An 18,524-nucleotide genomic window follows, 5' to 3' on the forward strand; every position below is an offset into this window, starting at 1 on the left:
CGTCCTGGCCTTGGCCACAGGGTCCGGCCTGCGCCGGAGCGCATGCGAGCCCGAATGCCTTTGAGGTACACTAACACGTTACGCTGACGGTCTTCCGGGAAGCCTTTTGCCTGGCGGTATCGACCGGGTCACGGCAACCGGGCGGCACACGAGCTGGAGAGACGTAATGATCGATTGGGACACCATCGATACCGTATTGCTGGATATGGACGGCACCCTGCTGGACCTGCATTTCGACAGCCATTTCTGGCTCGAGCACCTGCCGCGTCGTTATGTGGAACTGCATAAGCTGGATGAAGCGACTCAGGACGTCGTGCGCGAGCGCATTATCCGCGAGCAGGGCACGCTCAACTGGTACAGCCTGTCTTACTGGAGTCGCGAGCTTGATGTGGATATCGTCGCGCTCAAGCGAGAGGTACAGCATCTTATCGGCCTGCGTGGCGATGCGCTGGATTTTCTTGGCTGGCTCAAGAGTGCCCACCCGCGGGTGGTGCTGGCCACCAATGCAGACCGCGAGAGTCTGGCGCTCAAGCTGCCGCTGACCGGCCTCGACGAGTATCTTGATGCCATCGTGTCGTCTGCCGATATTGGCGAACCCAAGGAAGAGCAAGCCTTCTGGCATGCGCTGAACGAGATCGAACCCTTCGACCGTCAACGCACGCTGTTCATCGACGACAACGCTCACGTGTTGGAAAGTGCACGTGAGTACGGCATCCGTCATCTGCTGGGGATTCGTCAGCCGGACAGCCGCCGGCCCGAGAAGACGCTCAAGGATTTCGTGGCGCTTGGTCGTTTTGCCGAGATCATGCCTGAGGTCCCGGGAGGCGTTTCTCGTGGATAGCGTTCGACTCGACAAATGGCTGTGGGCGGCACGCTTCTTCAAGACCCGCGCGCTGGCCAAGAAGGCCATTGAGGGCGGCAAGGTGGAAGTCGATGGGGCCAAGGCCAAGACCAGCAAGCTGGTGAGTCCCGGGATGCGCATTCGTGCGCCCCAGGGGTGGGATGTCTGGGAGGTCGAGGTGGTTCAGGTCAGTGAGCAGCGTCGTGGCGCACCCGAGGCCAGGCTGTTGTATCAGGAGACCGAGCAGAGCTGTGAGCGCAGAGAGCGCGAGGCCGAGCAGCGCCGCCAGGCCAACGAGGTCTTTCAGCATCCCCACAAGCGGCCGGACAAACGCGCCCGCAGAGACATCAAGCGCTTTCAGCGCGAAGGCGGGTCCTGAGCCTGCCCCGTCGAGCGTCAGCTCGAAATGTCCGAACGCACGGTCCATCCTTCTTTTTCTAAGCGCGTCCTGTGAGGCGCGCCTACCGAGACGCTTTACATGATTGATCAGATTCAGCGATTCATCATCGATAACACCAATGTGCGCGGCGAGGTGACTCGCCTGGAACAGGCTTACGCCGATGTACTGGCACGGCACGAGTATCCCGCTGCCATCAATCGTCAGCTCGGCGAGCTGCTGGCTGCCGTCGCGCTGCTGACCGACACCGTCAAGCTCGACGGCACCATGACCATCGAAGTGCGTGGCAGCGGTGACGTTTCCCTGCTCATGGCCGAGTCCAACCCCGGTGGTGAGCTTCGGGCCATCGCTCGCCTGGCAGAGGGGGCGGCCCTGCCTGGAGACCAGGAGGGCTTTCGTTCGCTGGTAGGCGACGGCCAGATCGTGATCACCCTGGACCCTCGTGAGGGGCGCCGCTATCAGGGCATCGTCGGCATTGAGCACGCCAGCCTGGCGGGATGCCTGGAAGCCTACTTCACCCAGTCGGAGCAGCTGCCTACCCGTCTGTGGCTGGCAGCGGACGGGGTCAACGCCGGCGGTATGCTGCTGCAGCGGTTGCCCGATGAATCATTGAATCAGGATGATGACGCCTGGGATCGCGCCTGCCATCTGGGCGAAACGCTCAAGGACGAGGAACTGCTGTCCCTGGAGGCATCGACGCTGCTGACACGGCTGTTCCATGAGGAATCTCTGCGCGTCTTCGACGCCAAGGCGTTGCGCTTCGGCTGTACCTGCTCAAGGGCACGTATTGCCGGGGGGCTGCTGTCCCTCGGGGAAGACGAGTTGCGACACGTCGTCGCGGAGCAGGGCGACATCGAGACCCAATGTCACTTCTGTCACACCCGCTACGTGTTCACTGCTGCCGATGTGGAGTCGCTGCTGGAGAATCCCGACGCGGATACTGCCACGGTGCACTGAGGCTGTGGCCTTGGGGGGCGGCACCGGGCACGGCTGCTCGTAGCGGAACAGGGCGTGTAGTCAAATGACAGGAAATGCCCGAAAAGCTTCATGATGTTGTAGTTAAACTACAATAACGTCTTGAAAAATGGGCATTTCCTGCGCTGAAGTTTTTTGTCATAATCGCCGCCGATCCTGCCCGTGTCGTTGCTCGGACGATGCCACGTCATCGCAGAAGACGGTTTAACCGCGTAGCCGACGCGCCGGATCCAACGCATCGCTCCTCTGACCAGGCGGTGCCAGTCCACGAGAGAGAAGCCGAAGGCCCAGGAATCCTATGACCACCACCCAGCAGTCTCCCGTCGTTCACGTCAACCTCAGTACTGCCGAACTCATCGAGCGCGCGGTGGCCAATGGCGAAGGCCGTCTGGCCTCCCACGGAGCCCTCGTGGTCAAGACCGGCGAACGCACTGGTCGCTCGCCCAAGGACCGCTTTATCGTCGATGAGCCGTCCACCAGCGCCAAGATCGACTGGGGCAACGTCAACCGTCCCTTCGACGCCGAGCGCTTCGATGCCCTGTGGACGCGAGTGGAAGGCTATCTGGGTGAGCAGGACAGCTACGTCAGCGAGCTGCACGTGGGCAGCGACCCGACTCACTACCTGCCGGTGCGGGTGACCACGGAGACGGCATGGCACAACCTGTTCGGCCGTACCATGTTCGTGCGTCCCGAGGCCTATAACCCTTCGCGCAAGGACGAGTGGGCCATTCTCAACGCACCGCACTTTGTGTGTGACCCAAGCCGTGACGGCACCAACTCCGACGGCTGCGTGATCATCAACTTCGCCAAGCGCCGGGTGTTGATCGCCGGCATGCGTTACGCCGGTGAAATGAAGAAGGCCATGTTCTCGGTGCAGAACTTCCTGCTGCCCGAGCTCGACGTGCTGCCGATGCACTGCAGCGCCAACGTTGGCGAGGACGGTGAGACCACGTTGTTCTTCGGTCTGTCCGGCACCGGCAAGACCACCCTGTCGGCGGATCCGGGGCGTTTCCTGATCGGTGACGACGAGCATGGTTGGGGCGTAGGTACCGTGTTCAACTTTGAAGGTGGGTGCTACGCCAAGTGCATCGACCTGTCTGAGAAGAATGAGCCGGTCATCTGGAATGCCATCAAGTTCGGCACCGTGCTGGAAAACGTGGTGCTCAACGACCGTCGTGAGCCCAACTACGCCGACGACAGCCTGACCCAGAATTCCCGGGCGGCGTATCCGCTGGAGCACGTGGAAAAGCGTGTGGCGGAAAACCGTGCCGGCGAGCCAAGCGCCATCGTCTTCCTGACCTGCGACATGAGCGGCGTCCTGCCGCCGGTATCCGTGCTGTCCAAGGAAGCTGCTGCCTATCACTTCCTGTCCGGCTATACCGCCAAGGTAGGGTCGACTGAAATGGGCTCTTCCAGCGGCCTTGAGGCGACGTTCTCCACCTGCTTCGGTGCGCCGTTCTTCCCGCGCCCTGCGCGCGAGTATGCCGACCTGCTGATCAAGCGCGTCGAAGAGAAGGATGCCCAGGTCTACCTGGTCAACACCGGCTGGACCGGTGGTGCCTATGGTGAAGGCGGTTCGCGCTTCTCCATTCCCACGACACGCGCCATCATCCACGCCATTCAATCCGGCGTACTGCGCGACGTCGAAACTCGCCAGATCGACGGCCTCAACCTGTCTGTACCCACGGCGGTGCCCGGCGTCGAGTCGCGTCTGCTGGATCCCCGTCAGACCTGGGAAGACCTCGCGGCCTACGACCGCAAGCGCGACGAGCTGGCGGCCAAGTTTGTCGAGAACTTCAAGAAGTTCGACGGCGTCAGCGACGCCATCGTCAAGGCCGGGCCGAGCCTGGTCTAGACGCTGCACCGGCGCAGCCAGCAGGAACCTTGCCAGAGAGGAACCTTGGGTAAGCGGCGCGGTCGAGAGAGGAGAAGGCGAAGGCCTTCTCCTTTTTTTGTGAGTCGATAATGACAACGGCATGACCGTGCGGCTGTAAGGTCGAGTGATATCGGTGCGACTGAGCAGCGACCCTGACGCAGGAGACAGCACAATGAAACGACGCAACTTCTTGGCGCTTATCGGGCTTGGCGGCCTGGCCAGTATGGTGCCAGCCGTGGCTAACGCTCGCCCTGAGCTGGATTTGACGCGTAGCCCGGATATCGAGCCGCTGGAGCTGAGCGAGGACGAATGGCGCGAGCGCCTGACGCCGGCACAATATGACGTGATGCGCGAGGAGGGCACTGAACCTGCAGGCTCAAGCCCTCTGGACAATGAGAAGCGTGAGGGAGAATTCCGCTGTGCCGGCTGCGACCTGCTGCTGTTCACCAGCGCGATGAAGTATGACTCCGGTACCGGCTGGCCAAGCTTCTTTGACCATGTGCAGGGGCATTTGCTGACCAGCGCGGACTACAAGATTCTCTGGCCGCGCACCGAATATCACTGTGCCCGCTGTGGTAGTCATCATGGTCACGTCTTTGAGGACGGCCCGGATCCTACCGGTCTGCGCTGGTGCAACAATGGCGTCGCGCTGAAGTTCGTGCCCGCCTGACCTCCCATCGAGGCGACTGGGCGCATGCCAGGGAGGCTGCCGGGGTGTACCGGATAGCCATTGGCGGCATGCCCCGGCGCCCGTTTCATCAGGGTTTCTGTCCTTGATCCTCGGCAGTGGGTAGCGGCGGCGTCGACAGTCGCTTTGTGATACCTTGGCGGGATCATTGACGTCGTATTGCCAAGGATTTCATGGACGCTAACGCCAAGATCATTGCCCGCCTGGCCGAAGAGCTCGCGGTCAAGGCATCTCAGATCTCTGCTACCGTCGAGCTGCTGGATGGCGGCGCGACGGTGCCTTTCATCGCACGTTACCGCAAGGAAGTCACCGGCGGACTGGACGACACTCAGCTGCGCACGCTGGAAGAACGGCTAGGTTACCTGCGTGAGCTCGAGGAGCGCCGGGAAGCGGTGCTCGCCGCCATCGACGAGCAGGGCAAGCTGACCGACGCGCTGGCCGCCAGCATTCGCTCGGCCGACACCAAGCAGCGCCTGGAAGATTTGTACCTTCCCTATCGCAAGAAGCGTCGGACCAAGGCCCAGATTGCCCGTGAGGCTGGCCTTGAGCCACTGGCTGACGCCCTGCTGGCGGATCCTACCCTGGACCCCGAGCACGAGGCTCAGGCCTACCTGCGTCCGGCGGAAGGCGAGACGCCCGCCATCGAGGATGCCAAGGCAGCCCTGGATGGCGCCAAGCAGATCCTGATGGAGCGCTTTGCCGAGGACCCGGAACTGGTGGGTCGCCTGCGTGAGCGCCTGTGGAGCGAAGGCGAGCTGTCCAGCAGGGTGATTGCCGGCAAGGAGCAGGAAGGCGCGAAGTTCTCCGATTACTTCGAGCATGATGAAGCTCTGGCCAAGGTGCCTTCTCACCGGGCCCTGGCCATGTTCCGCGGCCGCAACGAGGGCGTGCTGGCGCTGTCCTTGCGCTTGCCAGGAGAGGACGAGGCACCGGTGCATCCTGCGCAGGTAGCCATCGCCAAGCATGTCAGCATCACCGATGAGGGCCGCAAGGCGGATCGCTGGCTTGCCGAAGTCGTGCGCTGGACGTGGCGAGTGAAGCTGTATACCCACCTCGAGACAGAGCTGATGGGGCGCCTGCGCGAACGTGCCGAAGGCGAGGCCATCGATGTCTTTGCCGCCAACCTGAAGGACCTGCTGCTGGCCGCGCCGGCGGGGCCCAAGTCGACCCTGGCCATCGACCCGGGTCTGCGTACCGGCTGCAAGGTGGCGGTGGTCGATGCGACGGGGCAGTTCCTCGAGCAGGCGACCATCTTCCCTCACGCACCGCGCAATCAGTGGGACGCCTCTCTGGCCGAACTGGCAAAGCTGGTCAAGAAGCACGATGTGGCGTTGATCGCGGTAGGCAATGGCACCGCCAGCCGGGAGACCGACCGCCTGGCCGGCGACCTGCTGAAGGCGATGAAGGATCCTGGCCTGTCCAAGGTGATGGTGTCCGAGGCCGGGGCTTCGGTCTATTCCGCGTCGGAATATGCCGCCCGAGAGCTGCCGGATCTCGATGTGACCATTCGTGGTGCGGTGTCGATTGCCCGTCGTCTGCAGGATCCGCTGGCGGAACTGGTCAAGATTGAGCCGAAATCCATCGGTGTCGGCCAGTACCAGCATGACGTGTCCCAGGTGCAGCTGTCCCGCAGTCTGGAAGCGGTTATCGAAGACTGTGTCAACGCGGTCGGGGTGGACCTCAATACCGCGTCGTCGGCGCTGCTGTCACGGGTGGCGGGCCTCAATCCGGGGCTGGCCGAGAACATCGTGCTGCAGCGAAATGCCAAGGGTGTCTTCCGCGATCGTCGCGACCTGCTGGACGTGTCCCGGCTGGGGCCCAAGACCTTCGAGCAGTGTGCCGGCTTTCTGCGCATCATGAACGGCAGCAACCCGCTGGATGCCAGCGCGGTTCACCCGGAAGCCTATCCGCTGGTCGAACGCATTGCCGCTGGCAGTGGTCGAGAGGTGGCTGGACTGATCGGTGACAGCACGACGCTGAAGTCGCTGAAACCCGCCGACTACGCCGATGAGCGCTTCGGTGTGCCCACCGTCAGCGACATCATCTCGGAACTCGACAAGCCGGGTCGCGACCCGCGTCCGGAGTTTCGTGCGGCGCAGTTCCGTGAAGGCGTCGAAACGCTGAAGGATCTGGAGCCAGGCATGGTGCTGGAAGGCACCGTGACCAACGTCACCCACTTCGGGGCCTTTGTCGACATCGGCGTCCATCAGGACGGCCTTGTGCACATTTCGGCACTGTCCGACCGCTTCGTCGAAGATCCCCGCAGCGTGGTCAAGGCCGGGGATATCGTCAAGGTCAAGGTGATGAACGTCGACCTGCCGCGCGCTCGCATTGGACTGTCGATGCGTTTGGATGACACCCCGGACGCCGAGGCAGGCGACTCCAGGCAGGCACCTCGTCGTCGCGAAGGCGGTGGCAAGAGCCACCCTGGACAGGGGCGCCGCCAGCGGGGCAACGGTGGCGGCAAGGAGGACGCTTCCGCTGCGCCGATGGGCGCACTGGGGGCCGCCTTGCTCAAGGCCAAGCAGGGGCGTTCTTGAATCCTGTCGACGGATCGCCATAATCTGGCGACCACAAGGGCGGGCGCAGTAGCGCCCGCTGCCGTCGCCGCCACACGAAGCAGGCCCCCGGGCCCTTCCATGACACGGGGTGTTCACCTTGTCCACTCAGCTTTCCTCGCTCCTCGAACGACTGCGCGGCCCCGCGGCTGCGCGACGCTTCGGCCGTCTGCGCCGAGGCATCGAAAAAGAGGGGCTAAGGGTCGATGACCGCGGTCGTATCGCGGCGACCTTTCACCCACGGGCGCTGGGTTCGAAACTGACCCATCCGCATATCACCACGGACTACTCCGAATCGCTGCTGGAGTACATCACGCCGGTCTATAGCCGTCCGGATGAGGCCCTGGAATTTCTGGCCGACCTCCATCGCTATACCTATCGCCAGCTCGATGGGGAGTGGATCTGGCCTGCCAGCATGCCGTCCCGGCTGGAAGGCAATGACAGCGTGCCGATCGCTGACTACGGCACGTCCAATGTCGGCACCATGAAGCACGTCTACCGGCGTGGCTTGGACGCCCGCTATGGACGCATCATGCAGTCGATCGCCGGGATTCACTACAATGTGTCCCTGCCGGATGACCTGTGGACTCTGCTCAAGACGCTGGACGAGCAGGAAGCCATGTCGATGGGCGAGTACCGTTCGGCGCGCTATTTCGGTCTGATTCGTAATTTCCGCCGCCATAGCTGGTTGCTGCTGTACCTGTTTGGGGCCTCGCCGGCGCTCGATACCAGTTTCCTGCCCGATGGCAGCGTGCCGAAAGGTCTAGAGCGACTGGGTGAGAACACCCTGGTATCGCGCTATGCCACCAGCCTGCGGATGTCGGATCTGGGCTATCAGAACAAGGTCCAGGATCAGCTGAAGATCTGCTTCAACTCGCTGTCGAACTACGTCAACACGCTGCGTCACGCGATCTCCACCGCCTGGCCAGACTACGCCGCCCTTGGTGTCCGTGACGGGGAACGCTGGAACCAGCTGAACGCCAATATCCTGCAGATCGAAAACGAGTATTACAGCGATATTCGGCCCAAGCGGGTGACGCGCCACGACGAAACCCCGAGCCAGGCGCTCGAGGCCAGGGGCGTCGAGTACATCGAGGTGCGCTGCCTGGATATCGATCCCTTCGCGACCCTGGGAATCGATGCGCAGCAGACGCGCTTCCTCGATACCTTCCTGGTCTGGTGCCTGCTGTCGGACAGCCCGTGGATTTCAGATGAGGAGTGCGATCACCTGGACGACAATCGTCGTCTGGTGGTGGAGCAGGGGCGCAAGCCGGGACTTGAACTCAATGACCGAGGGCAGGTCCGAGAAATGGCCGAGTGGAGCCATGGGATCATCGCCGACATGCGTGAGGTCGCCAGGCTGCTCGACCAGCTGGAGGAGGGCAGTCCTCACCTGGATGCCGTCGATGCCTTTGCGCCGCGCATTGACGACCCTTCGCTGACGCCGTCAGCGCGTCTGCTGTCCCGTCTGGAAGAGACCGGCGAGGAGTTCGTCGATGCCATGCTGGCGATCGCTCGAGAGCAGGCCGAGACGCTGGCGAGCACACCGCTCAATCGCTCGCGCCAGGGAATGCTGGACGAGCTGGTCGAGACCTCGCATCAGCAGCAGCGTGACATCGAGGCGGACGACAGCACGGCCTTTGCCGATTTTCTGGAAGATTACTTTGCACGGGCTCGAGAAACCCGTGCCCTGACCCCGATGGACATGACGCCACCGACTGGAGAACGTCTTAAATGAGCGAATGGAGTCTGCGGCAGTGGAGCCTTGTGGGGCTGGGGTTCTGCGTGATGATGATGGCGGTAGCGCTGGTGCTGGAGCACGTGGTGGGACTCGAGCCGTGTCCGCTGTGTGTGTTCCAGCGAGTGGCGGTCATCGCGGCGGGGGTCGTGTTTGCCATTGCTGCGCTGCATGGGCCCGAGGGGCGTCTTGCTGGGGCTGTCTACAGCATCGTGGCGGCCATCGCGGTACTGTCGGGGGCGGGGCTGGCCATGCGCCATCTGTGGCTGCAATCGTTGCCCGCTGATCAGGTGCCCAGCTGTGGGCCTGGCCTCGATTACATGGTGGAGATCCTGCCGCTTTCCCAGGTGGTGTCCATGGTCCTGACCGGTTCTGGTGAGTGCGCTGAAGTGGGTGGGCGGCTGCTGGGCTTGTCGCTGCCCGGTTGGACGCTGATCGGCTTTGTCGTATTGCTGGTGGTGCCGATTGCCATGCTGACGACCCTTCGCAGAAGCTCTACCGGCTATCGCTGGAACGGTTGACAGCGCTCGTCGCCCGGTCCCCTTGAGGAGAAGTTGAGCGGCGCTGTTGTGCCGAGCAGGGGGAATCGGCAACGGCCAATCAGGTACTTGGCATGCATGCGTTGACAGGGCGGTCTTCTGGAGTGAGTCTGTTGATCCGCGCATTTTCGTGGTGAGGCAGCGCTAGGGAGGCCGCCATGTTGGAAGATTGTAAGTCTGCCAGCGAACGCTGGGGAGGAGTCCATCAGCTGATCGATCGCTGGCTTGAGCAGCGCGAGCATCTGCTGGAGGTGCTGAGCGAGCTCGAACAGTCCTGTGATGCAGATCTCGAGACCATCACCAAGGAGCGTATCGACAGTTTCAGCGAGACGTTGATGGACTACATCAGCGCGGGGCATTTCGAGGTCTATCCGCAGCTGCGGGAAGAGGCCCGTGCCTTCGATGACACCGCTGCCCTCAATCTCGCGGATCGTCTGCTGGAACGGCTCGAAATGTCCACCGAACTGGTGCTGTCGTTTGACGAGGATTACTCTACCCCGGTGCGCTGTCAGCGGTTCCTGCCGCGCCTGCCGGCCTGGCTCGAGCGCCTGAAGAAGGGCCTATCCGAGCGCTTTGGCCTGGAAGATCAGTTGATATCGCGCCTGCACGACGCTCACGCGCCTGCCGAGGGTGTTTCCTGACCCCATGAAGCGTGGCCATGGCGTGGCCGCCGGTCACGCCCCGCTGCCATTGGCGGCGTCATGCTGCCGGTCAAGTCGGGGTGTTTGTGGTCCATTCGTACCGGGTCGATTGAGTTTTGTGCACTGCAGGCATAAGATTTTCCGCGTCCTGAACGCCGCCTGGGCAGTCAGGGCATCTACCGCAGTGACCGTCAGCAGCCTTTGCCGCCGGTGACGGCCGAGAGATGTCCCTGTCGATCCCGGGCCTTCCACGGCGACAATCCCAAGGAGCCAAAATGAAAGACCCCGTCCGTATTGCCATCACCGGCGCCGCCGGTCAGATCAGCTACTCTCTCGCTTTCCGTATTGCCGCCGGCGACATGCTCGGCCCGGATCAGCCGGTCATCCTGCAGCTGCTCGAGATCACTCCGGCCATGGAAGCGCTGAATGGCGTCGTGATGGAACTCAATGACTGTGCCTTCCCGCTGGTTCAGGACATCGTTGCCACCGACGATGCCAACGTGGCCTTCAAGGACGCTGATTTTGCTCTGCTGGTCGGCGCTCGTCCGCGCGGACCGGGCATGGAGCGCAAGGATCTGCTCGAAGCCAACGCGGCCATCTTCTCGGCCCAGGGCAAGGCCATCAATGACAGCGCCAGCCGTGACATCCGCGTGCTGGTGGTGGGCAACCCGGCCAACACCAACGCACTGATCGCATCCTGCAACGCACCGGACCTCGATCCGGGTCAGTTCACCGCGATGATGCGTCTTGACCACAACCGTGCCAAGACCCAGCTGGCCCAGAAAGCGGGCAAGCACGTCACCGACGTCGACAGCATGATCGTGTGGGGCAACCACAGCGCCACTCAGTATCCCGACCTGTCCCACTGCAAGGTGGATGGCAAGCCGGCATTCGATCTGGTCGAGCGTGACTGGTACGAGAACGACTTCATCCCCACCGTACAGCAGCGCGGTGCGGCCATCATCAAGGCCCGTGGCGCGTCTTCTGCTGCCTCTGCAGCGTCTGCCGCCATCGACCACATGCGCGACTGGGCGCTGGGCAGCGACGGCATCGTCAGCATGGGTATCCCCGCTGACGGCAGCTACGGCGTCGAGCCGGGCATCATGTATTCCTACCCGGTGGTGTGCAAGGACGGCAAGTACGAGATCGTCCAGGGTCTGGAAGTCGACGAGTTCAGCCGTGGCAAGATGAAGGCTACCGAAGACGAGCTGCGCGAGGAGCGCGCTGCTGTCGAGCACCTGCTGGGCTGATCAGCCCCAGGCGGTGCCCGTCAGCCATGCACTGTCTTGGATGCACTGTCTGATACGCAAAAGCCCCATCGCATCGCGATGGGGCTTTTTTTTGCCTGAAGGGCGTGCCTGTCGGCGGAAACCAGAAACCAGGAACCAGAGCGGCAGGGGGCGGAGACAGGGGCCCTGACACAGGGCTCCTGAGACAGCCCCCCTGAGATAAAGGCCCGGTCGGTTCAGTCTCTCAGGCTGATGATCTTCCAGCCGCGGGCCTCGGCGACTTCGCGCAGGGCCGGGTCCGGGTCCACCGCCACAGGATGGTCGATCATTTCCAGCAGCGGCAGGTCATTGTGGGAGTCGCTGTAGAACCAGGCACCGTCCAGGGTGTCGTCGCGGGTATCGAGCCACTGCTGCAACCGGGTGACCTTGCCTTGCTGAAAGCTGGGCGTGCCGCTGACCCGACCGGTGTAGCGGCCATCCTGGATTTCTGGCTCGACGGCGATCAGCTCGTCGATGCCAAGGCGCTCGGCGATGGGAGCCGTGATGAAGCGATTGGTGGCGGTGATGATCAACAGAGTGTCACCGCGGGTGCGATGACGGGCGATCAGCTCCTCCGCCAGGGGCAGGATGTTGGGCTCGATCTTGCTGACCATGAACTGCTGGTGCCAGGCGGCCAGCTGCTCCATGGAATTGTCCGCCAGTGGCTTCAGTGCCACCTCGAGAAACGCCATCATGTCCAGGCGTCCGGCATCGTAGTCCGCCTTGAAGCGATCATTTGCCTCGCGGTAAGCCACCGGGTCCACGGCGCCCTGTTCGAGCAAAAACTCGCCCCAGGCATGATCGCTGTCGATCGACAGCAGGGTATTATCCAAATCGAAGATCGCCAGACTCACTCGGTGTCTCCCAGCGCATGCGTGACATGGCCTCCTGCCCCGGCATTGTGGGTGGATCCGCCCGCGACGATAGCGCTCAAGGGACCCATGGCCGTGTGGTTCGGGGAGGCCGCAAAAGGGGCGATTATGTCAGAAGGTCGCCAGGGGTTCGAGATGTCGTATTGATGCGCTTCAAGCCATTGTGGAAGAATGCAGTCAATACCGATTAAAAAGGTGAAGCCCGTGATCGACGCAGACGGCTTTCGCCCCAACGTTGGCATCATCATCGTCAACGACCTGGGGCAGCTGCTTTGGGCGCGTCGGGTAGGGCAGAACGCGTGGCAATTTCCCCAGGGAGGCATCAAGTCTGATGAGACGCCACAGCAGGCCTTGTTCAGAGAGCTTCATGAAGAGATCGGCCTGACCGCCGAGGACGTGGAGATTCTGGCCTGCACCAGGGGGTGGCTGCGCTACCGCCTGCCGCGACGCATGGTTCGCACACACTCGCGCCCAGTGTGCATTGGACAGAAGCAGAAGTGGTTCCTGTTGCGTATCCGCTGTCAGGAAAACCGCATCTGTGTAGATGGCACCGCCAAGCCGGAGTTCGACGGCTGGCGTTGGGTCAGCTACTGGTATCCGCTAGGACAGGTAGTGCCGTTCAAGAGGGAGGTCTACCGCAGGGCGTTACGGGAACTGTTACCCCGTGCCCAGAGCCTGGTGCTGGAGAAAGGATGATCCGGCGCGTGTGGCGATCTTGTCCGGCGAGCCCGCTGACCTGGCAAGATGGTCCCCAATCATTGTTCGGTCGCCCCTTGACCGGACCAGTACAAGAACAGGGGTGAGGCCTTTCATGCTCAAGGTCCTTCAACGCATCATTCAAGAGGTCAACAGCGCGCGCAGCCTGGACGCTGCGCTGGCGACCCTCGTTCGGCGCACGCGCAAGGCGATGCAGACCGATGTCTGCTCGTTCTATCTCTACGACAGCGAACGTGAAGCCCTGGTCCTGATGGAGACCATCGGCCTGCGTACCCAGGCCGTGGGCCAGGTGGCGCTTCCGGTGGGCGAGGGGCTGGTGGGTACCGTTGCACGCAGGGAAGAGCCTCTCAACCTGGAAGATGCCCAGGCGCATCCCAGCTTCCGCTATTTCGAGGCCACCGGCGAAGAGCGCTACTCCAGTTTCCTTGGCGTTCCCATCATTCACCAGCGGCGCATGCTCGGCGTACTGGTGGTGCAGCAGACCGAACGACGACGCTATGACGAATCCGATGAGGCCTTTCTGGTCACCATGGGCGCTCAGCTGGCGGGTGTGCTGGCCCATGCGCTGGCCACCGGTGGTCTGACCTGTCCGGCCTTTCCCGGTGTCCAGGCAACCTTTGTCGGGGTGGCGGCATCCCCGGGAATGGCCATCGGTGAAGCGGTGGTGCTGTCACCCCCGGCGGATCTGGATAGCGTGCCTGACCTGATTCCCACCGATGTGGAGTACGAGATCGCTCGCCTCAAGGAGGCCATCGCGCGGGTGCGTGACGAGATTCGCGCGGCCGGCGAGCGCCTCGCCAATCGTATCTCTACCCAGGAGCTGGCGCTGTTCGATGTGTACCAGCAGATGCTGGGAGAGGCGGCGTTATCCCAGGAAGTCGAAAAGCGCATCCGCGAGGGGCAATGGGCGCCCGGGGCGCTGGCCGACGTGGTCCGCCGTCACGTGCAGTACCTGGAGCGCGTGGATGACGACTACCTGCGGGAGCGCGCGGCGGATGTGCGTGACCTGGGGCGGCGCGTGCTGGCGCACCTCCAGGAGGAATCCCCACGCCTGCCGGAGCACTATCCCAAGGGCGCCATTCTTATCGGTGACGAGATCAGCGTTGCCCTGCTGGGCGAGGTCCCGCGGGAGCGCCTCGGTGGGTTGATTTCGGTGCGGGGTTCCAGCAACTCCCATGTGGCCATCATTGCCCGTGCAATGGGCATTCCGCTGGTGTCGGGGATGGTCGACCTGCCGCTGCCTCGCCTGGACGGTGCCCCACTTGTCATGGACGGCCACCGCGGGCGTGTGTTCGTGCGGCCCGGGCCGGAGCTGGTGGCCCATTACCAGAGCCTGATCAACGAGGAGAAGGCCCTGGCGGCCATGCTCGAGCACGAGCAGGACCTGCCCAGCGTGACGCCGGATGCCCATGCCATGACCCTGATGGTCAACACCGGCCTGACGGTCGATACCGTGGCGTCATTGAAGACGCGCATCGGCGGGGTGGGGCTGTATCGCACGGAAGTGCCTTTCATGATCACCGAGCGCTTCCCCGGCGAACAGGAACAGACACGCCTCTACCGCGAGCAGTTGGAGAGCTTTTCCCCTCTGCCCGTGGTCATGCGCACGCTGGACATCGGTGGCGACAAGGATCTGCCCTATTTCCCGATCGAGGAAGCCAATCCGTTCCTGGGCTGGCGCGGTATCCGCGTGACCCTGGATCACCCCGAAGTGTTGATGGTGCAGCTGCGGGCCATGTTGAGAGCCTCACAAGGCCTCGACAACCTGGAGCTGCTGCTGCCGATGGTGACCAACGTCAACGAGGTGGACGACACCCTGAGGTTGATCGAGCGCGCCATCGTCGAGCTGGGCGAAGAAGGCGTCGATGTGCGTCGTCCGCGCCTGGGGGTGATGCTGGAAGTGCCGGCGACCCTGTATCAGCTCAAGGCACTGGCAGCTCGGGTCGACTTCTTCTCGGTGGGCAGCAACGACCTGACCCAGTACCTGCTGGCGGTGGATCGCAACAATCCACGCGTGGCGGACCTCTATGACTCCTGCCATCCGGCGGTGCTGTCGGCACTGTATCGTCTGGCAGCAGAAAGTGACGAGCTGGGTGTGCCAACGTCGGTGTGCGGCGAGTTGGCCGGTGATCCTGCGGGAGCACTGCTGCTGATGGGAATGGGATTCAGGGTGCTGTCCATGAACGGCCCGAACCTGCCCAGGGTGCGTGCTGCCATCCGTCGCGTGACCCGTCAGGACGCGGCAGAGCTGGTCACGCAGACGCTGGCCTTGGATACCCCGGCCCAGGTGCGTGCCCACCTGACGCAGCGAATGGAAGATTGGCAGCTGGCCCATCTGCTGCCGCCACGGGATTGAGGCCGCCACGGGATCGAGATACTTAGGCGCAGTGCCGGGTACCTGCTGGCTTGCGCTGGGTTAGCGGCGGCTGATGGGCAATGTCAGCCGCGTTTCCCCGAGGAAGCTGCCACCAGGGCCAAAACGTTGTTCGTGGATGACAAAGTGCTCATCGACGCCGTTGTTCACATCGCCCCGCACGAGCACCACGCTGGTGGTCGCCCTGGTGCCGTAGTCATCGCCAACGATAAAGGCAGGTGACAGGAAGCGCTCAAGGTCGAGCCCGACGCCGGTGTCGGGCAGTCGCTCGTCCTCCGGGCGCCGCTGGTCACTGAACCCTCGACGGGCCTGAGGAAGTGTCCCGACCCGTTGGTGGATGACATCGTCAGTCAGGGCCTGCGTCACTTTCTCGAGTTTTGGCCATGGCGTATCCAGTGACGCATTGGACAGCCCATGGGTGCCTGGCGTGACCCGGTCAAGGGTGGCGCCATGACGATCCCGGCGCAGATGCCAGAGATGTTCCCCATCACCGACCAGCAGGTTGAAACCGGCATATGCCAGGGCATGGTCGCACTGTTGACGGTGCAGCCAGTGTTCTAGGTCGTCGGTTTCCAGTGCTTGTCGCACCAGTAGGCCGCGGCTCGCCACCGGAGGCTCGGGGATAAAGTCGGGGTCGCGGACGTTGGTGATGGCGGCAAAGCGCCCGCGGCGGTGCACCCCAAGCCAGGTGCCTCCGGCCTCCAGGTCACGTCCTGCGACCAGACCGGGAGCGTCGTCCCAGGCCGCCAGCGGGGCGGTCGGGCGAGCGTGTAGCTCATCGCGATTGGCGATGAGAACAACAGCGTGCCGGCTATCGGGGACGCTGTCAGCTGGGGCGTGGTGCAGGGCGATAAGACACATCAATGCAGGGTAGCGGCATATGTCGCCGATGGGAATCCGCGAGGACAGCGTTTATGTCGTCGTCTGTGCCACCATGACAGTCGGCAGCTGGCGACGTAAACTCGTGGTTCCTTCACATAACGGTAGGGATGATGCTAGGCGACGACGGCAAGGAACGCTTGTGGCGCAGGCTGGTCATTCCCATCCTGTGGCCAGTGGCAGCTGCCCAGGGGGTACTGCTGGCGCTATGCCTGGTGCTGGCGCTATCGCTGCACTGGCTGATGCCGGCGGCATCCAGCTGGAGCACGACGCTGTGGATGATCACGGGGCTGCTGGTGGGCACCGCGCTCAATATCATGGTGTTCCTGGTGCTGCTCAAGCATCGACTAGCCGAGGTGGAGCGGGATCTTGGCGGGCTGCTCGACAGAGTCGAGGCATGCCTGCATCAGGTACTCAAGACGAGGACAGGAAAGCCCGCTGAGGCTGCCGGCGCTCCCGTTGACCGAGTCGAAACGCTGCTGGATGCCTTCGAGTCCAGCGCTCCTCCCGTGGCGGAAGCTCCGCCCCCTGTGATTGGCCTGGGGCCGATCATTCATGCCGATCAAGTCAGCAATTGGCAGCAGGAAAGCCGCCGGCTGGAAGCTGCACTATCCCGTGCTCGCGAGGAATCGCGCTTGAAGTCGAGCTATCTGAGCCACCTGAGCAAGGCATTGGCGCCGCTGGTGGTCGAGCTGGAATCACTGATGCAAGCAGATAGCACCCCTTCACCGCAGGCGCAGGCCGACTGTCAGCAGGAAAGCCGTCAGGCAGCCGACACTGAGACCGTCGATGGCGTGGCAAGGCCCTCCGGCGAGCTGCTGCGCCGCTTGGGCGATATACGCCTGCTGCTGGACAATCTGGAGGCGGGCGACGAGGAAGAGAGAAGCGCCGCTCGGGATTCATCCCCGCGACACCAGGCACCGAAAGTTCTGATCGTCGACGATGGCCCGGTCAATTTGATGCTGGCACGCGAAGTGCTGGAACGCCGTGGGGTGGACGTGGTTACCGCAACCCGCGGCGAAGAGGCCCTGGAGTGGCTAGATGCCCATGTGGTGGACCTGGTGCTGATGGATATCGTGCTGCCTGATATCGACGGTATCGAGACTTCTCGTCGCTTGCGCGCTGTCGAGGCCGCTCACCCGGAACGCCCTCGTGCGGTAGTGATCGCGCTGACGGCCAATGCCAGCGATGAAGACCAACAGCGCTTCAAGGAGGTCGGCATGGATGCCTTCCTGGCCAAGCCGTATCGTCCCCAGGCATTGCTCGAATTGCTCGACACCTGGCTGCCTCAATCCGCGAGGCTGTCCTGATGCTCATGGCCATCATGTCCTATCTGGCGCTCGGGGCGGTCGCTGGGGCGCTTGCCGGCTTGTATGGCGTGGGCGGAGGACTGATCATCGTTCCCAGCCTGATGGCCGTGTTTGCACTGCAGCAAGTGCCTGTGGAGATTTCCATGCACCTGGCCGTAGGCACCTCCCTGGCAAGTATCGTCATCACCGGTTCTTCCTCGGCCCTGGGACACTATCGGCGCGGCAGCATTCGCCGCGACTGGCTGGTAGCCCTGCTTCCAGGGCTGGTGCTGGGGGCCATCGCAGGGGTCTTCGTGGCGGGAGCCCTGTCCGGCGGCATGCTGGGAACGCTGTTTGGGGTGTTCCTGCTGCTGGTTGCGCTGAAGCTGGTACTGGGGCGCTCACCCAAGGCCGGCAGCAGCGCGCCGGGGCGGCGCAGCATGATCGTCGCTGGCGGCGTCATCGGGGGGATTTCTGCACTGTTCGGTATCGGCGGGGGCACTCTGAGCGTACCCTGGCTGATTCGGTGTGGCGCCACCATGACCCAGGCGGTGGGCACCTCGGCTGCCTGTGGCCTGCCGATTGCGCTGGTCGGGGCCCTGACCTTTGTCGCGGTGGGCTGGGGCGATCCTCGGCTACCTCAGGGGGCGGTAGGCTTTCTCATGCTGCCTGCCCTGTTCGGCATTGCCCTGACCAGCGTCCCCTGCGCCAGGCTGGGTGTGCGCCTGGCCCACCGGCTGCCGGCACGGGTGCTCAAACTGTCATTCGCACTGCTGCTGACGGTAGTCGGACTCGGCTTCCTGCTGTAGCGAACCCGAGCAGGGTTTCGCGGTCACATGAGTCTTCCGCCATATCGATTTCACTCTCTTACT

General features: G+C 63.1%; 16 protein-coding genes. 14 read left to right on the top strand and 2 right to left on the bottom strand.

Annotation, left to right across the window (positions count from 1 at the left end):
• The first annotated feature begins 166 nt into the window (after positions 1–166).
• The 10 genes from yrfG to KUV45_RS09250 all read left to right on the top strand — a co-directional run bounded on the left by yrfG (position 167) and on the right by KUV45_RS09250 (position 11,503).
• Positions 167–841 (top strand): GMP/IMP nucleotidase, encoded by a 675-nt coding sequence (yrfG, locus tag KUV45_RS09205; RefSeq protein ID WP_222162794.1) that lies wholly within the window; start codon positions 167–169, stop codon positions 839–841.
• Complete coding sequence (locus KUV45_RS09210; protein WP_222162795.1) at positions 834–1,220, top strand: RNA-binding S4 domain-containing protein; 387 nt, start codon at positions 834–836, stop codon at positions 1,218–1,220. Before yrfG ends, KUV45_RS09210 begins: the two co-directional genes overlap by 8 nt.
• A 99-nt stretch (positions 1,221–1,319) precedes the next feature.
• Positions 1,320–2,195, top strand: coding sequence for an Hsp33 family molecular chaperone HslO (gene hslO / locus KUV45_RS09215; RefSeq protein ID WP_206941135.1), 876 nt, complete (start codon positions 1,320–1,322; stop codon positions 2,193–2,195).
• A gap of 316 nt (positions 2,196–2,511) precedes the next feature.
• Positions 2,512–4,068, top strand: a complete 1,557-nt coding sequence (locus KUV45_RS09220; RefSeq protein ID WP_206941133.1) for a phosphoenolpyruvate carboxykinase — start codon at positions 2,512–2,514, stop codon at positions 4,066–4,068.
• Between the two features lie 193 nt (positions 4,069–4,261).
• Positions 4,262–4,759: a peptide-methionine (R)-S-oxide reductase MsrB gene (gene msrB / locus KUV45_RS09225; protein ID WP_222162796.1), complete on the top strand. Its 498-nt coding sequence runs from the start codon at positions 4,262–4,264 to the stop codon at positions 4,757–4,759.
• 191 nt (positions 4,760–4,950) lie between these two features.
• Positions 4,951–7,317: a Tex family protein gene (locus tag KUV45_RS09230; RefSeq protein ID WP_222162797.1), complete on the top strand. Its 2,367-nt coding sequence runs from the start codon at positions 4,951–4,953 to the stop codon at positions 7,315–7,317.
• Positions 7,318–7,426: 109 nt separating this feature from the next.
• Positions 7,427–9,073, top strand: a complete 1,647-nt coding sequence (gene gshA, locus KUV45_RS09235) for a glutamate--cysteine ligase (RefSeq protein ID WP_374107027.1) — start codon at positions 7,427–7,429, stop codon at positions 9,071–9,073.
• Positions 9,070–9,594 (top strand): disulfide bond formation protein B, encoded by a 525-nt coding sequence (locus tag KUV45_RS09240; RefSeq protein WP_222162799.1) that lies wholly within the window; start codon positions 9,070–9,072, stop codon positions 9,592–9,594. The genes gshA and KUV45_RS09240 overlap by 4 nt, the downstream gene beginning before the upstream one ends.
• A 176-nt stretch (positions 9,595–9,770) precedes the next feature.
• Entirely contained in the window at positions 9,771–10,253 is a 483-nt protein-coding gene (gene rsd, locus KUV45_RS09245; protein ID WP_206941122.1) for a sigma D regulator, read from the top strand.
• Positions 10,254–10,528: 275 nt separating this feature from the next.
• A complete protein-coding gene (locus KUV45_RS09250) occupies positions 10,529–11,503 on the top strand; it encodes a malate dehydrogenase (protein WP_206941120.1) in 975 nt (324 codons plus the stop codon).
• Between the two features lie 215 nt (positions 11,504–11,718).
• Here KUV45_RS09250 and KUV45_RS09255 read toward each other — a convergent pair whose 3' ends face one another.
• Positions 11,719–12,375, bottom strand: a complete 657-nt coding sequence (locus KUV45_RS09255; RefSeq protein WP_206941118.1) for an HAD family phosphatase — start codon at positions 12,373–12,375, stop codon at positions 11,719–11,721.
• A gap of 222 nt (positions 12,376–12,597) precedes the next feature.
• On the opposite strand from KUV45_RS09255, the gene KUV45_RS09260 reads away from it, so the two are divergent.
• Entirely contained in the window at positions 12,598–13,089 is a 492-nt protein-coding gene (locus KUV45_RS09260; RefSeq protein WP_206941116.1) for an RNA pyrophosphohydrolase, read from the top strand.
• Between the two features lie 115 nt (positions 13,090–13,204).
• Positions 13,205–15,466 carry a phosphoenolpyruvate--protein phosphotransferase gene (gene ptsP / locus KUV45_RS09265; protein ID WP_206941114.1) on the top strand — a complete coding sequence of 754 codons (2,262 nt, stop codon included), beginning with the start codon at positions 13,205–13,207 and terminating at the stop codon, positions 15,464–15,466.
• A 60-nt stretch (positions 15,467–15,526) separates the two neighbouring features.
• Here the strand turns inward: ptsP and KUV45_RS09270 are convergent, their stop codons facing one another.
• Positions 15,527–16,345, bottom strand: a complete 819-nt coding sequence (locus KUV45_RS09270; RefSeq protein WP_222162800.1) for an NRDE family protein — start codon at positions 16,343–16,345, stop codon at positions 15,527–15,529.
• Positions 16,346–16,476: 131 nt separating this feature from the next.
• Here KUV45_RS09270 and KUV45_RS09275 point away from each other — a divergent pair, with 131 nt between their 5' ends.
• Both KUV45_RS09275 and KUV45_RS09280 read left to right on the top strand, forming a co-directional pair.
• On the top strand, positions 16,477–17,673 hold the full coding sequence (locus KUV45_RS09275; protein ID WP_222162801.1) for a response regulator: 1,197 nt from the start codon (positions 16,477–16,479) through the stop codon (positions 17,671–17,673).
• A complete protein-coding gene (locus tag KUV45_RS09280) occupies positions 17,673–18,461 on the top strand; it encodes a sulfite exporter TauE/SafE family protein (RefSeq protein ID WP_206941101.1) in 789 nt (262 codons plus the stop codon). Before KUV45_RS09275 ends, KUV45_RS09280 begins: the two co-directional genes overlap by 1 nt.
• Positions 18,462–18,524 lie beyond the last annotated feature (63 nt).

Source organism: Halomonas sp. DP3Y7-2 (assembly GCF_019800795.1).
GTDB lineage: Bacteria > Pseudomonadota > Gammaproteobacteria > Pseudomonadales > Halomonadaceae > Halomonas > Halomonas litopenaei_A.